This is a genomic window from Chitinophaga oryziterrae, assembly GCF_009758125.1.
Taxonomy (GTDB): Bacteria; Bacteroidota; Bacteroidia; order Chitinophagales; family Chitinophagaceae; genus Chitinophaga; species Chitinophaga oryziterrae.
Window position 1 is genome coordinate 579,237 of the sequence record NZ_WRXO01000002.1, and the last position, 14,892, is coordinate 594,128.

11 protein-coding genes are annotated in these 14,892 nt (G+C 44.5%); 5 read left to right on the forward strand and 6 right to left on the reverse strand.

Features of this window, described 5'->3' with window-relative positions; all coding sequences use genetic code 11:
- Positions 1–11: 11 nt before the first annotated feature.
- The 3 genes from GO495_RS10020 to flxY are packed head-to-tail and all read left to right on the forward strand — an operon-like array spanning position 12 to position 3,373.
- Complete coding sequence (locus GO495_RS10020; protein WP_157299543.1) at positions 12–1,685, forward strand: C45 family autoproteolytic acyltransferase/hydrolase; 1,674 nt, start codon at positions 12–14, stop codon at positions 1,683–1,685.
- Entirely contained in the window at positions 1,682–2,065 is a 384-nt protein-coding gene (acpS, locus tag GO495_RS10025) for a holo-ACP synthase (RefSeq protein ID WP_157299544.1), read from the forward strand. The genes GO495_RS10020 and acpS overlap by 4 nt, the downstream gene beginning before the upstream one ends.
- Positions 2,066–2,071: 6 nt before the next feature.
- Positions 2,072–3,373: a flexirubin biosynthesis putative acyl-CoA ligase FlxY gene (gene flxY / locus GO495_RS10030; protein WP_157299545.1), complete on the forward strand. Its 1,302-nt coding sequence runs from the start codon at positions 2,072–2,074 to the stop codon at positions 3,371–3,373.
- On the opposite strand, the gene GO495_RS10035 is transcribed toward flxY, so the two are convergent.
- A complete protein-coding gene (locus tag GO495_RS10035; RefSeq protein WP_205691234.1) occupies positions 3,370–3,846 on the reverse strand; it encodes a DUF6702 family protein in 477 nt (158 codons plus the stop codon). The two genes, flxY and GO495_RS10035, sit on opposite strands and share 4 nt — an antisense overlap.
- Positions 3,847–3,915: 69 nt before the next feature.
- On the opposite strand from GO495_RS10035, the gene GO495_RS10040 reads away from it, so the two are divergent.
- Together GO495_RS10040 and GO495_RS10045 are read left to right on the forward strand one after the other, a co-directional pair.
- A complete protein-coding gene (locus GO495_RS10040; RefSeq protein ID WP_157299546.1) occupies positions 3,916–4,506 on the forward strand; it encodes a HupE/UreJ family protein in 591 nt (196 codons plus the stop codon).
- 46 nt (positions 4,507–4,552) lie between these two features.
- Positions 4,553–6,874, forward strand: a complete 2,322-nt coding sequence (locus tag GO495_RS10045; RefSeq protein ID WP_157299547.1) for a M1 family metallopeptidase — start codon at positions 4,553–4,555, stop codon at positions 6,872–6,874.
- A gap of 195 nt (positions 6,875–7,069) precedes the next feature.
- Here the strand turns inward: GO495_RS10045 and GO495_RS10050 are convergent, their stop codons facing one another.
- From GO495_RS10050 to GO495_RS10070, 5 genes are all read right to left on the reverse strand, one after another.
- Complete coding sequence (locus tag GO495_RS10050) at positions 7,070–7,252, reverse strand: type II toxin-antitoxin system antitoxin (RefSeq protein ID WP_157299548.1); 183 nt, start codon at positions 7,250–7,252, stop codon at positions 7,070–7,072.
- A 13-nt stretch (positions 7,253–7,265) separates the two neighbouring features.
- The gene (locus GO495_RS10055; protein WP_157299549.1) at positions 7,266–8,135 is read right to left on the reverse strand and encodes an SPFH domain-containing protein; all 870 of its coding nucleotides are present in this window, start codon (positions 8,133–8,135) and stop codon (positions 7,266–7,268) included.
- Positions 8,136–8,362: 227 nt separating this feature from the next.
- Positions 8,363–9,949, reverse strand: a complete 1,587-nt coding sequence (locus tag GO495_RS10060) for a SusD/RagB family nutrient-binding outer membrane lipoprotein (RefSeq protein WP_157299550.1) — start codon at positions 9,947–9,949, stop codon at positions 8,363–8,365.
- A gap of 19 nt (positions 9,950–9,968) precedes the next feature.
- Complete coding sequence (locus GO495_RS10065) at positions 9,969–13,088, reverse strand: SusC/RagA family TonB-linked outer membrane protein (protein ID WP_157299551.1); 3,120 nt, start codon at positions 13,086–13,088, stop codon at positions 9,969–9,971.
- A gap of 226 nt (positions 13,089–13,314) precedes the next feature.
- Entirely contained in the window at positions 13,315–14,883 is a 1,569-nt protein-coding gene (locus tag GO495_RS10070; RefSeq protein WP_157299552.1) for a SusD/RagB family nutrient-binding outer membrane lipoprotein, read from the reverse strand.
- Between the last annotated feature and the right edge of the window lie 9 nt (positions 14,884–14,892).

Consider the following 14,892-nt stretch of genomic DNA (forward strand, 5'->3'; position numbering starts at 1 on the left):
CAGACTAAATAATGGGGACAAAAAGAAGTGGCTGGCGCAAACTTGGAAGAGTATTATTATATATCACAGGTAGTATTGTACTCCTGTTACTGATACTGATCATTTACGTGGTAAGTGTATCTCATATCAACCCTCCCGAGGTTGCAGATAAAAGCGCTCTGAAATGGGAACGTACACAAATCGATACCAGTTGCTATACACTTGGCAATAGCTGGTTCCGTAAAAGCAAAAGCGGATTGTACGAAATGTATGTAGAGGGTAAACCTTTTGAACGTGGGGTTGTGTATGGTAAATTGTCTGCCGAATTAGTAAAAAGACAGGAAGATCATTTCACCGATCAGATCAAAAAAATGATCCCTTCCCAATCTTATCTTAAATTCCTGAAATACTTTGTAGGGTTCTTTAACCGTAACCTGGCGGAGAATATCGCAGAAGAAAATAAAGAAGAGATTTACGGTATTTCTTTTTCTGCTTCTGATAAATATGATTTCATAGGTACTAATTACGAACGTATTCTCAACTACCATGCTGCTCACGATATCGGGCATGCTTTACAGAACATGGCGCTGGTGGGTTGTACTTCTTTTGGTACCTGGAATGATGCATCCGCAGACAGTAACCTGATCATAGGCCGTAACTTTGATTTTTATGTAGGAGATAAATTTGCAGAGGACAAGATAGTAGCATTTTATCATCCTGATAAAGGATATAATTTCATGATAGTGACCTGGGCAGGCTTCACCGGCGCTGCTTCGGGTATGAACGATAAAGGACTGACGGTAACGATCAACGCGGATAAAAGCGCCATCCCTACCGGTTCTGCTACGCCTGTGTCCTTAGTGGCAAGAGAGATCCTGCAATATGCAAAGAACATTGATGATGCCTGGGCAATTGCAAAGAAACATAAGATGTTCGTCTCTGAATCTTTCCTGATTGGCTCTGCGGAAGATAACCGTGCTGCTATCATCGAGAAAAGACCGGAAGGAATGGACCTGTATGATCCTAAAAAGAACTTCATCACCTGTACCAATCACTTCCAGGGAAGTATCTACGGTAATCAGGCAGAGAATATTAAACAACGTGATGAAACGGCTTCCGGCTATCGCTTTGAGCGCTTATCCGAGTTAATGCAGCAGAACGGTCAGAATACGGTACAGAAGACGGTAGATATTCTGAGAGACCGCTTTGGTTTACACGGGCAGAATATAGGAGTAGGTAACGAGAAGGCAGTGAACCAGTTCATTGCTCACCATGCCGTAGTATTCGAGCCAAAGAAGAAACTGGTATGGGTATCTACTTCACCCTGGCAGATGGGAGAGTTTGTAGCATACAATTTGGATTCTATCTTCAGTATGCATGGTTTAAAAACCAATCATGAGCTGAATGATACAACTAAGACTATTGCAGCAGATCCTTTCCTGAAAACAAAAGATTTCCAGTCGTTCGTTACTTACCGTGCTATGAGAGCCGCTATTATGAATGGGGAAGAAGTAGATGTAAAAGCAATGGTAGCGCTTGATCCTGAGTTTTATAACGTATATTTAATGGCCGGTGATTACGAATTCAAACGTAAGCACTTTGATAGTGCAAAGCAATACTATGAAACAGCATTGACGAAAGTAATGGCGAATAAAGGAGAAGAAATACATGCACGTAAACAAATAGAAAAATGCATTAAAAAATGATCTACGGATTAGGTACTGACATAGTAGAAGTAGACCGCATTGCCGCTAAAATTCAAAAGGGGCAGGGCTTCCGTGAGCTGGTATTTACACCGCATGAGATCAGTTACTGTGAAAAACAGGTGAATGCATATGAAAGTTATGCTGCCCGTTTTGCAGCAAAAGAAGCATTCCTGAAAGCATTGGGTACAGGGTGGGGGAATGGGGGTGTTGATTTCAATGAGATCGAAATTACAAATGATGAGGCAGGCAAACCCTCTCTGCGACTGATAGGGAAAGCGGCCGGCCGTTATACAAGATTACAGATCAGACAGATCCTTGTTTCATTATCTCATATCAAAACGACCGCTATTGCCACTGTGATAATAGAGGTCCGAAAATAGCTGACCATGTATATACCCAACATAGAACTGCAATCAAAAGCAGTGATCAGAAAATTCCAGGAAAAAGAGGTCCTTCACCTGCTGGGTTACCTGCGTGAATTCTCTCCCTTTTACAGGGAATGGTTTGTACAGCATGGCATTCAGCCATCGACTGTAAAATCTTTAAAGGACCTGTGGTTGATTCCTCCTGTTACCAAAGAACATTTGCAGGAACGTAACTGGGATTTTCTATGTGTTGATAAAAGCAAGATAGCTGAGTATACGACTACTTCGGGTACTTTGGGCAAACCTGTGATCATTCCCTTGACACAGAAAGACCTGGACCGTCTTACCTATAACGAATACATCTCTTTCTGCTGTGCCGATGGTACAGAGAATGATATCTTCCAGTTAATGTTAACGCTGGACCGTCAGTTCATGGCGGGTATGGCGTATTATAACGGTATCCGTAAACTGGGTGCCGGCATATTACGTGTAGGCCCCGGTGTTCCTTCTTTACAATGGGAGAATATAGATCGTATACAACCTACTACGATCGTAGCGGTGCCTTCCTTTATTGTGAAGTTAATCGCTCATGCAAAGGAACATAATATCGATATCAATGCTTCTTCTGTAAAGAAAGCAGTGTGTATAGGAGAGAATATCCGGAATGCAGATTTCTCTCTGAATGTACTGGGGACGAAGATTACAGAGCAGTGGGATATCAAACTGTATTCTACCTATGCTTCTACAGAAATGCAGACAGCCTTTACAGAGTGTAGTGCAGGTGTGGGAGGGCATCATCACCCTGAACTTTTATATATTGAATTACTGGATGATAATAATCAGCCGGTAGCTCCCGGTGAAGATGGAGAAGTAACCATTACCACACTTGGCGTTGAGGCGATGCCTTTACTGCGATATAAAACAGGGGATATCTGCAGATACTATGAGGAACCTTGTTCCTGCGGACGTCATACAATGCGCTTGTCACCTGTGATAGGCCGGCGTAAACAGATGATCAAATACAAGGGAACTACGCTGTATCCACCTGCATTATTCGACCTCCTGAATGATATGGAAGAGATAAGAGAGTTTGTGGTAGAGGTATTTTCCAATGAGATAGGAACAGATGAAATATTATTACACCTGTGGCCTGTATCAGAATCTGAGGATACGGACAGAAGGGTAAAGTCATACTTACAGGCGAAGCTGCGCGTAATACCGCAGGTACATTATATCTCCCAGGGAGAAATCATGAAAATGCAGATGCCGGAAGGGGCCAGGAAGCCTGTCAAATTTATGGATAACAGGAAACCGATGGTTTAGAATACGATATCTGCATTGGCGTTTGGATTATCCAGTTTCGTACTTTTACGTTCGTCATGGAGGATTACATGGATCATATTGATCTGGTTCGGATGTTCTGCATATAAAATGTCATCCTTTACATGTACCTGTTTAAAGGGTTTGATATTCTCCGCTTCCAGGAAGCACCAGGCTGCTTCTTCTTCGATCTTATAGCCTATGTAATGCAGTTTTACTGCTTTACCGTCTACGGTGATCACAAGATGTTTGCTTACATAAGCGGCTATCAGGCTGTCTGTCTGGGTGCGGTTGGCAGGATGAATAATATCCACCGCCCGCCGCGACTGCTTTTTCAGCACGTTTTCCAGGTCATCGGCAAAGATGCGGGAACTTATCTGTAATTCATTGGTGGCCGCATCATGCTTAATCTCCGTCACGCTTACGTAGAAGGGATGTAGTACAGTAAATAACCATTTAAATAATAATATTCCCACTTGCCTAAAAAATTTTAATTATTTGTCGCGCCGTTGTATAATTACCAAAATAAGAAGCAAATATAGGTAATGGCTGAATTTGTGATGTACTTTGAAATGGGATGGCAGCACATAGTGGCCTGGGACGGATATGATCATATATTGTTTATCATCGCCCTGTGTGCCATTTACGTGATGGAGGACTGGAAAAAAGTACTGGTGCTGGTAACGGCTTTCACAATAGGACATTCAGTTACACTGGCATTGAGTGTAACAAACATCCTCCATATACCGACGAAGACGATAGAGTTCCTGATACCGGTTACAATATTTATTACGGCCTTTTCTAATGTGGTAAGAAAACAGGCCATTCCGGAGAAGATACAGCTTAACTACTTTTTTGCATTGTTTTTCGGATTGATCCATGGACTCGGGTTTTCCAGTTATCTGAAAAGTTTACTGGGTACACAAACGAATATAGTGGCTCCTTTGCTGGCCTTTAACCTGGGATTGGAGTTCGGACAGATGCTGGTCGTAATGGGCATTTTACTGTTTACAGGCATTATTGTAAATATTACAGGTGTAAAACGCAGGGAATGGAATATCTTCCTTTCTGCGGCTATCTTCGGAATAGCAGTGATGCTATCCATAGAACGGTTAAAAGATCTGATATCTAAGTAGCTGGCTCAACCAACGGCTGTTTACCTTTTGAAATACAAATTTGTTTATGAGAAAAAGAAGCTTGAAACTGGCGCTTGGCCTTTGTTGTATCACAGCAATGGCGAATGCGCAAAACCCGGGATCTAATCATGGTAACCGCTTTGAACAGCTGGGTACTATGCTGGAAACCCCTAATATGTACCGTTCGGCCTCCGGCGCACCCGGACCAAAATACTGGCAGCAACGGGCCGATTACGATATCACCGCTACACTGGATGATGAAAAGCAGAAGCTCACCGGTGCGGAAACGATCACTTACTACAATAACTCACCGGACCCGCTCACTTACCTGTGGTTACAACTGGATGAGAATGAACACGATCCTAAAAGCGATAATAACAGTTTTGACGGCAGTGCTATGTCCGACAAAATGAATATGCGTAACCTTAGTGGTATCCTGGGACCAAGGACCGGTTTCGGTACCAATATCGTGAAACTGACGGATGAAAACGGGAAGGCATTGCCTTATACCATCAACCAGACGATGATGCGTATAGACCTGCCACAGACCCTGCAGCCAGGTCAGAAACTGCGCTTCAGGGTAGAGTGGTGGTACAACATCTCCGATCGTATGATTGAAGGTGGCCGTGGTGGTTATGAATACTTCCCGGAAGATAAGAACTACCTGTACACTATCACTCAATGGTATCCCCGCCTGGCGGTATATTCCGACTTCCAGGGATGGCAGAACAAGCAGTTCACCGGTCGTGGTGAGTTTGCACTGACTTTCGGCAATTTCCATGTGAGCATGAACGTACCTGCGGACCACATTCTGGGCGCTACCGGTGAATGTCAGAACTACAAAGATGTACTGACACCTGCGCAATTCCAGCGCTGGCAGCAGGCACAGACAGCTAAACAGCCTATAGAGATCGTAACCCTGGATGAAGCGAAAAAGTCGCTTGCAGGGCATGCTACCGCCCGTAAAACATGGGTGTATGAAGCGCAGAATGTACGCGACTTCGGTATGGTTGCTTCCCGCCGCCTGGTATGGGATGCAATGGCTGCCAATGTGGAAGGTAAAAAGGTGATGGCCATGTCTTACTACGGACCGGAAGCGTATCCTTTATACAACCGTTATTCTACCAAGGTAGTAGCGCATACGGTAAAATCTTACTCAAAGCATACGATCCCTTACCCTTATCCTGTCGCTATTTCTGTAGAAGCAGCGAATGGTATGGAATACCCGATGATCTGCTTTAACTATGGCCGTGCTGAAAAGGATGGTACTTATTCTGAAGCGACCAAAAACGGTATGATAGGCGTAATCATTCACGAAGTAGGGCATAACTTCTTCCCGATGATCGTGAACTCCGATGAACGTCAGTGGACATGGATGGATGAAGGGCTGAACACTTTCTGCCAGTTCCTGGCAGAGCAGGAGTGGGATAACAACTTCCCTTCCAACCGCGGACCTGCATACAAAATTGCAGACTACATGAAGATGCCGAAAGATCAGCTGGAGCCTATCATGACCAACTCTGAGAACATTTCACAGTTTGGGCCAAATGCATATGCTAAACCGGCTACAGCGCTGAATATCCTTCGCGAAACAGTCATGGGCCGCGATCTGTTCGACTTTGCTTTCCGTGAATATGCACGTCGCTGGGCATTCAAACACCCAACACCAGCGGATTTGTTCCGTACAATGGAAGATGCTTCTGCAGTGGACCTGGATTGGTTCTGGCGTGGCTGGTTCTATGGAACCGAACCGGTAGACATTGCTATCGACAGTGTGAAATGGTACCGTTTGGATACCAAGGACCCACAGGTAAGCAATCCGGAAGCAAAAGCGAAATATGACCGTAATGCAGATCATATCTCCCGTGCACGTAACCGTGCTGCCGGAGAGAAATTTGCGGTAGAGCAGGATACCAGCTTACAGGACTTCTACAGCAAATGGAACAGGTTCGATGTAACGGATGAAGACAAAACCGCTTATAACAATCTGTATGCTGGTCTGAGCCCTGAAGAGAAGAAGCTGTACGATAGCAAAAAGAACTTCTATGAAGTGTCTTTTACTAACTTAGGCGGTCTGGTAATGCCACTCATTATTGAATGGACATATGCAGATGGTACTAAGGAGACAGACCGTATCTCTGCTTATATCTGGCGCCACAATGAATCACAGGTAAAGAAAGTGTTTGCCAAGGATAAAGAGGTGGTAGCTATTAAATTAGATCCTTTACGTGAAACAGGAGATATTGATGAGGGGAATAACAGCTGGCCAAGAGTAGCAGCACCTACCCGCTTTGAACTGTTTAAACAGCAGCAGAGCGTACGTGGGGCATCTGTAGGAGGTAATCCTATGCAGAAGGCTAAGAAATAAGGTCCTGAATTAAAGAGGCAATAAATAATCAGGCGAAGGCCTGTAAATAAAAAGAGGGTGTACTATTACTGGTACACCCTCTTTTATGTCTGGAAACAGTAACAAAACAGTAATTGAACAGGATTATCCTCCGTTCAATTACTATTCAGAAGCCGTTCAAGAGCTATTCGGAAACTATTAAGAGTATATAAGTTCCTACTTCTTCTCAGGTTTGCCCTTATCTGGCGTTTTAACGGCCCTTCCGGCCTCTTTTAGTGCACGGTTGATTAACCATTCCATCTGGCCATTAACGCTCCTGAATTCGTCCGCAGCCCATTTTTCAATGGCTTCGAATGTGGGGGCATCAATCCTTACTACAAATGTTTTCTTCTCTGCCATAAGCCGTTTATAATTACTGGTGCAGCGTGCCGGTATTCACTACAGGAGTTACTTTGGAATCTCCGCAAAGTACTACCAGCAAATTGGATACCATTGCTGCCTTACGTTCTTCATCCAGTATAATGATCTGTTTTTCAGACAATCTGGCCAATGCCATTTCCACCATACCTACCGCACCTTCCACGATCTTGGAACGGGCGGCTACTATAGCTGTGGCCTGCTGGCGCTGTAGCATGGCGCCTGCAATCTCAGGCGCATAGGCCAGGTGACTGATCCTTGCTTCCAGTACGGAAATACCAGCCGGAGCAAGGCGTTCGTTCAGTTCTTTTTCCAGCATTTCATTTACCTTATCACCACCATCGCGCAGGGTGATATCGGCCGATTCATCTTCCATGATATCGTACGCATAACTTACTGCCAGGTGGCGCACTGCTGCTTCACTTTGTACATTTACGTACTGCTGGAAGTTGGATACCTCGAAAGAGGCTTTGTAGGTATCACTTACGCGCCATACAATTACAGCGGCTATTTCGATGGGGTTACCCAGTTTATCATTCACTTTTAACTGCTGTCCGTTCAGGTTCTGAGACCTTAATGAGAGGCTGGCAGAACTATACAGGGGATTTACCCATAACAGACCGTTTTCTTTCACAGAACCGGTGTATTTACCAAAGAAGGTGAGTACACGGGCATGGTTGGGATTTACTATTATGATCCCTTTCACTTCAAAAAAGAATACGATAAACAATAGTATGGCCGTCCAAAGGAACTTCAGGTCGCCTGTCACACTCATTAAGATAAACATGTAAACAGCTAAAGGCAGGGTAATAATGGCGACTACAAGTGCCAGGTAGCCGGAGAAGGGTTTAAGAATCTTTTCCATAAAGGTTTTAATTTGATATCAATATGATATCAAAAGTAATCAAATTAATTGAACCGGAAAACTTAGTTTTTGGGTGCAGGGAGAAGCCCTGCAAAACCCCTTCATTTTTTGGTGAGGGTGCGAAGCACCTTCACCAAAAAATCAAAACAGAAAAGCCGGACCTCGATAGGCCCGGCTTGTTATTTGCTGCTTTTTATAGCGGTATTGATGGCTATATAAAATCTTTGTTACTGCTTATCCCACCATACAGGTGTCATAAGGCTATTAGACCCCTGTCTTGAAATAGCTGACTGGTAATTGGTAGGATTAGATGCTGCTTCCGAAGAAGGGTACAGCATTCTGCGGGGTATCTGACCTCCCGTAGCATTCCCCACATAATTTACAGGTACCAGCGCCGGGTAACCGCTCCTGCGCCAGTTGGACCATGCTTCGTACCAGTCCAGCAGACAGGCGGCCCAATACTGGGTATTGATCTGGTTGTAACCGTCAGCGTCCACATAAGGGTGGGCTGTTAAATATGTTTGTATCGCTGCGCTGCTGATAGTAGCGCTGGCGTCGTATTGTACAAATTGTTCCATGGCAGCAGTTACACCGGCATTATAATGTGTCTGTGCATCTGCACCCACTGCCCATCCTCTCTTTGCCGCTTCTGCCAGTAACAGTTCTGTTTGCGCATAAGTAACCAGGAAAGTAGGTCCGTTCAGTTTCAGCAGGATATTTTTATTAAGGATAGAATACCTCTTCAGATCTCCCGGATAATCAGGTGCTTTGGATATATCTGTAGTGCTGCCGGAACCATTCTGGTCGTAGCCGTTTGGCATACCTAACTGGTCGGAAGGCAGTGTGCTGCCGGTAGCAGGAACGATGGCTGTAAATGCCAGACGGGGATCGTTGTTTGTTTGCAGGAAGTCTACAAATGTTTTACCCAGACTGGCCTGTCCTGGATCGGCGGTAGCATTCCATTCGCCGGAAAGAATGTTACTCACCCTGTTAACGGTAAGTCTTCCACCAGATGCATCGTGCAGGATATAAGCATTCTCTGCGTTGGATGATATCACGCCGCCGGTATAGGCTTTCTCTACCCATTTTTGTGCAGTACCGGCATCTATTTTGGTAAGGCGCATCGCAATACGCAACATCAGAGAGTAAGCCAGCTTTTTCCAGTTGTTTACGATTTGTGTAGCAGGTACTGAACCACCTTTGTTGTAGATGAGGTCTCCCTGACCAGGTACTGGTTTGAACGCATCCAGCGCTGCTGCCGCTTCATCCAGTTCTTTCAGCATATCCAGGATGATGGCCTGTTGTGCATCATATTTGGGAGTGGATATAGAACTGGCATAACCAAGACCCGCTTCTGAATAAGGGATATCCCCATAGATATCAGACAGGCGGTGGAAGATCATTACACGGGTTATACGACTGATGTGATAGAGGTTTGTCAGGTAAGGGTTACCATTGGTAACATGCAATACATCTGCGATGTATTTTATCTGATCAAGATATGCACGCTCAAAATAAGAACTGGCCCATCCATCATTCTGCATGTATTTGTCACCGGCATACCAGGTAATATTGGATAACTGCTGCATCATCATACCGCAGTAGATGATGTTTACACGCCATGTATCATAGCTGAAATCACTGTTACCGGTATATTCCAGCAATGCACGGGAAAAATTATATTCCGGTACGCCACTTTGTTCACTGGATTTATTTTTATCCGTATTAATATCATCAAAATTCTTTGTACAGGCCGGCATGATCATCATCACCGGAACAGACAACGCCATTATTATTTTATGAAGAGATTTCATGATGTTGGATTTAGGATGATCAGAATTTAACGTTCAGATTAAGACCAAAAGACTTGCTGGTAGGTAAACCTGCGTATTCAAGTCCCTGTGCATTTGCATTACTGTAATTGGATTCAGGATCAATGTTAGGCGTGGACTTCTTGATGTAGAAGAGATTACGGCCAACCAGGGAAACACTTAATCCATGCAGCTTGTTATGCAACATGCTGTTGTTGAAATCATAGGTAAGACTTACAGATCTGAACTTGATGAAATCTGTTTTGTATACATGCAGTGCAGAGATAGTAGCCAGTTGGGTGTAGTAAGTCTGTGCATCTATTGTATTGGTAACAGGTGTTCCTTCGTCTGTTACACCTGTTACTACTATACCACCTTCACGTCCCGGAAGGGTTTCTTTCTGTAATCCGTATTGGTAAGCTCTTGCATTGGTACCGGAATATATTTTGCCACCTGATTTGAAATCTATCAGGAAGGAGAGATGCAGATTTTTGTAGGAGATAATGTTATTCCATCCACCTGTTAAAGGGGCTACACCAGAACCTTTTGCCACAAGTGCATCCGTACGTTGGGGTAATCCGGATGAATTTACTACCAGGTTGCCTTTGGTATCACGCTTGAAATCATATACCATGATCTGTGCAAAAGGCAATCCTACTACCTGGTTGATATAAGCGCCTTCGGTACGCGACTCTCCGTCTGTTACCAGCATGGATGTCTGGCCTTCTGCTAACTGCAACACTTTGTTATTGTTGCTGGCAATATTGATGCTGGTAGTCCAGGTAATATCAGGTGTTTTCACCGGCATACCACCTATCAGTAATTCAATTCCTTTATTTTCCAGTTTACCTACGTTTACAATGGCACTGGAATAACCGGAACCGAGGGAAACGGTAGCAGAAACGATGTCGTTGGAGATTTGTTTATTGTACCAGCTAAAGTCTGCAAATAAGCGGTTGTTGAACATTTTCAGTTCGATACCTGTTTCTATTTCCTTTGCTTTTAAAGGTTTCAGCTTTTTATTGGGGATTTCACTGCTGATATCACCCAATGGTACACCATTGATTGTACTACCCAGTGTGGTGTAATACAGTTTGGTTTTATATTCATCGGCGTCACCTCCTACCTGTGCATAACCCGCTCTTATTTTACCGAAACTCAGCCAGTGTGCCCTCAGTGTTTCGGAGAAGATATAGGAGAGGTTGGCAGATGGATAGTTGTATGAATTATTCTGCAATGGTAAAGTAGAACTCCAGTCGTTACGGTCTGTTAAGTTCAGGTATATTGTGTTTTGCCATCCCAGTTCCAGTGAACCATATACAGAGTGGATTTCTCTTCTGCTGTCTGTGATCGTACTGTTTTTTGTGCTGGCCGTAGAAGGATTATATACAAAGGGGAAAGCAAATCCTGAAGCATTCACATCATTCGTCTTATCTGTTTTCTTTAACAGGTTGGCCCCTGCGTTAAAGTTCAGTTGTAAGGAACTGGTGAGGTCTTTTTCGATGCCTAGTAATACGTCTGCATTCATTTCATTGAACTGACGGTTACGTTCCATTTCCAGGCGACCGTTAGGGAGATAAGCCGTACCGGTAGGCGTGATGGAAGTAGCGTTAAAGCCAAAATAATCATTGGTAACACGGCCTTGAATATATAACCAGGAGAAAGGAGCATACTTCAGACTGGTAACGCCCAGTACGCGGTTTTTCTCTGTGTTGCTTATAAAACGGTTAGCTGCAAAGTAAGGGTTAGTGGTGAACAGGTCAGTACTGTACACTATTTCATTTCCCTGCGGATCAGCACCCGGAGCCAGGTAATCAGCCTTTACGTTTGCAGGAAGGAATGCAATACCATAGTTGCCATTACCAGGAGCATCGCTGAGGTTAGAGCGGTTGTTGGCGATCTCTTTTACATAGGTCACATTTGTTTGTCCACTCCATTTTTCAGATAATTTATAATTCAGGTCCAGGTTAATGTTGTCGCGGAAGTAACGGGTATTGGGATAAATACCGCTGCTGCGCAAATCGCCTGCAGCTACCCGGTAAGTGGTTTTGCCGTTACCGCCGGAAACAGACAGTGTATTACTGAAGGTGGCACCTGTTTTGTAAAAATCTTTGAGGTGATTACCCTGTTTGGAATAAGGGTGTAACTGGCCGTCGAATAATGTAGTCTGGGAGCCGTCGAGTTTCGAACCAAAGCTTTGTAATCCGCTGCTGAGTGCAGATGCTTTATCTGAAGGTTTGACGCCTTTCAGCCCCTGTCCGTATACTTCCTGAAAGTCCAGGAAATCGTTCACTTTATCTATTGAAATGTTACTGTTCAATTCTACGGCCATTTGACCCGACTTACCGGATTTAGTGGTGATCAGGATTACACCGTTAATACCACGCTGACCGTATAATGCAGATGCAGCACCACCTTTCAGTACGGTCATTTCTTCAATATCATCAGGATTGATGCTGGAGATGCCATCACCAAGGTCTGCACCGCCGTACTTCTTAGCGGAACCCAGGTTGTCATTATTCATCTGGATACCGTTCACTACATATAAGGGCTGGTTGTTACGGTTTAAAGAGGAGTTACCCCTGATAGTGATACGGGAAGAACCACCGGGGCCGGTAGAGGGAGGGGTACTGTTTACACCGGCAATGCGGCCTTCCAGTGAATTGGCCACGCTTATTTCGCGTGCTTTGGTAAGATCTGCACCCTGAATAGTGGATACAGCATAACCGTTACTACGGGCTTTTCTTCGTATGCCCAATGCAGTTACTACCAGTTCGTTCAGGCCCCTGATATCTCTTTCAAGTATCGTGCTGATAACGCCTTGTGTGTTTACAATAATTTCCTGGGGGATGTAACCAACATAGGTGAAAACTATTACGTCTCCGGCATCGGCAGGGATCAGGTAAAAACCGTTGTCATCAGTTTTTGTTCCCCTGTTACTGTTCTTGATAGCAACAGTAACGCCTGGGATGGGGTATCCTTTTACATCGCGGACCGTACCTGTAATGTCGCGCTGGGGCAACACCTTGTTCAATAACGGAGAAGTTCCGGCGGTGGCAACCTGTGTGCCACCTGCAAGCATCAGTAACAGCATGATACCTGCTGCACTGCACGCTTTTCTAACGTGTAATGTACGTTTCATAGATACTGCTTTAAATAGTTAGAGATTAAGTAGCCCATAGTAATAGCAGCTGGATATAGTTATACATCCATTCATTCCGGAGAAGCGTGTTTCCTTTTTTTTGATTGATATTATTACCTCGTGTTTACGCTATCTTGTCCCGCGTGTCTTAACAAGTGTTTTTTACTATGCGCATATTGAGATGTCGTGCTGAAATTAAAATAGTACCACGCTGAGAGAAAAAAAATTATGGTTTATTCCACCATAATCTGGTACCCCCGTTATCGGGTCCGTTTAATGAGAGTAATGCCCTGTTTACACCGGCAATATTAGTGGCATATTCGAATTGAATAAAAGGGATACGGCGGATAAAAGTTTCTGTTGCAATTTTCCCGCCGCTGTTGTTGATGACTACAGGAAATAATTTTGGATAACCGGTGCGACGGAATTCGGACCATGCTTCCTGTCCGTCCGGAAATACGGCAATCCACTTCTGGGTGATGATACGTTCCAGCTTTTTTTCTGTGCTGGCAAACGGGTCCCATTGAATGGTAATGGTACTCAGGTGGGGATCTCCTTTGTAGATATTGTTGGCCGCATTTTGCGGGTCGGCATAGGCTTTGGCCGTATAGGTGCTGTTATGGATGTAATTATTAAAGCCACTGGTAACATGGTATTGCTGGAAAGAAGTATAAACTCCGGTCTCATAATCGGTTTGTGCATCACCGGCGCCTTTCCAGCCATAGAGGGCTGCTTCTGCTTTCAGGAACCAGGCTTCCGAAGCCGTCAGCAACTGGATATAGGAAGGTAATAATGCCAGTCTGGAAAAGCCGGCGTAGGTATCTTTTCCTGTAATGGTGATACCGTTACGGATGCCTCTGTAAATAGAATCTTTTACGTCCATCGGTAAGAAGTAGTAAGGCAGGCGGGGATCATGATAACCGCATAAAAGGGATTCCATGGGAGCGCCCATGCGGATGTCGTTCCATGAATTACAGATGACGTTCAGCGGGTGTGTAACCGGACTGATATCAATATTGAAATTATCATCTTTGGTAGTGAGTATACCGTATGACTGGTTAAGCGCCGCTTCTCCTTCTGTTCTTGCTTTATCAGGATCAATTTTAGAGATGCGTATGGCCAGTCGCAGACGTAGTGTATTGGCTAATTTTACCCATTGGATATAATCACCGTCATAGGAAAGGTCGAAGTCGGTAAAGTGCCTTTTTGTAGCGTTTTTTGCGTAGTAGCTAAGGGTGTTGATCGCTGAATCAAGATCGCTGAAGAAGGCGTAGTATGCTGTCTGTTGTGAGTCGTAATCAATGCTGCGGTCCGGATTGATCACTGCGTAGTGTGTGTAGATGACCGGGCCATAAATATCGCTGATACGATGCATGGCCAATACTCTCAGCACCTGCGCCCAGGCGTAGAAATCGGGGTACTTGCCCCTGGAACGGTCCATCACGAATTTGCAGTTAGGCATTACGTTGCCGTAGGCGGTGATCCATGCATCATCGTTCCAGTTATCGAGCAGGTCGTAGGTCATGTTATTCCGGTTATCCTGAAAAGGATTGGGCGTCATCATATAACCGGAGTATACATCGCCCATGAGGTTCTGTTGCAACTGTGCAACAGATACATCATTCACGGAAAGGATATTCAGCATGGATTGCACCAGCGGATCTCCCAGTAATTTGAAATCCGGTTGTAACTCATCATCATAAAGATCGTACGGATTTGTATTGATATGTTCGAAGTTGCGCGTACAGCCAACCAGCATAGTAATACCAATGCATGTAATGATTATGTTACGCATAACAAGTGG

Excerpts from the sequence above, each read along its gene's own strand:
- GO495_RS10020 (WP_157299543.1), top strand. The coding sequence starts at position 12 with ATGGGGACAAAAAGAAGTGGCTGGCGCAAACTTGGAAGAGTATTATTA.
- acpS (WP_157299544.1), top strand. The coding sequence starts at position 1,682 with ATGATCTACGGATTAGGTACTGACATAGTAGAAGTAGACCGCATTGCC.
- flxY (WP_157299545.1), top strand. The coding sequence starts at position 2,072 with ATGTATATACCCAACATAGAACTGCAATCAAAAGCAGTGATCAGAAAA.
- GO495_RS10040 (WP_157299546.1), top strand. The coding sequence starts at position 3,916 with ATGGCTGAATTTGTGATGTACTTTGAAATGGGATGGCAGCACATAGTG.
- GO495_RS10045 (WP_157299547.1), top strand. The coding sequence starts at position 4,553 with ATGAGAAAAAGAAGCTTGAAACTGGCGCTTGGCCTTTGTTGTATCACA.
- GO495_RS10050 (WP_157299548.1), bottom strand. The coding sequence starts at position 7,252 with ATGGCAGAGAAGAAAACATTTGTAGTAAGGATTGATGCCCCCACATTC.
- GO495_RS10055 (WP_157299549.1), bottom strand. The coding sequence starts at position 8,135 with ATGGAAAAGATTCTTAAACCCTTCTCCGGCTACCTGGCACTTGTAGTC.
- GO495_RS10060 (WP_157299550.1), bottom strand. The coding sequence starts at position 9,949 with ATGAAATCTCTTCATAAAATAATAATGGCGTTGTCTGTTCCGGTGATG.
- GO495_RS10065 (WP_157299551.1), bottom strand. The coding sequence starts at position 13,088 with ATGAAACGTACATTACACGTTAGAAAAGCGTGCAGTGCAGCAGGTATC.
- GO495_RS10070 (WP_157299552.1), bottom strand. The coding sequence starts at position 14,883 with ATGCGTAACATAATCATTACATGCATTGGTATTACTATGCTGGTTGGC.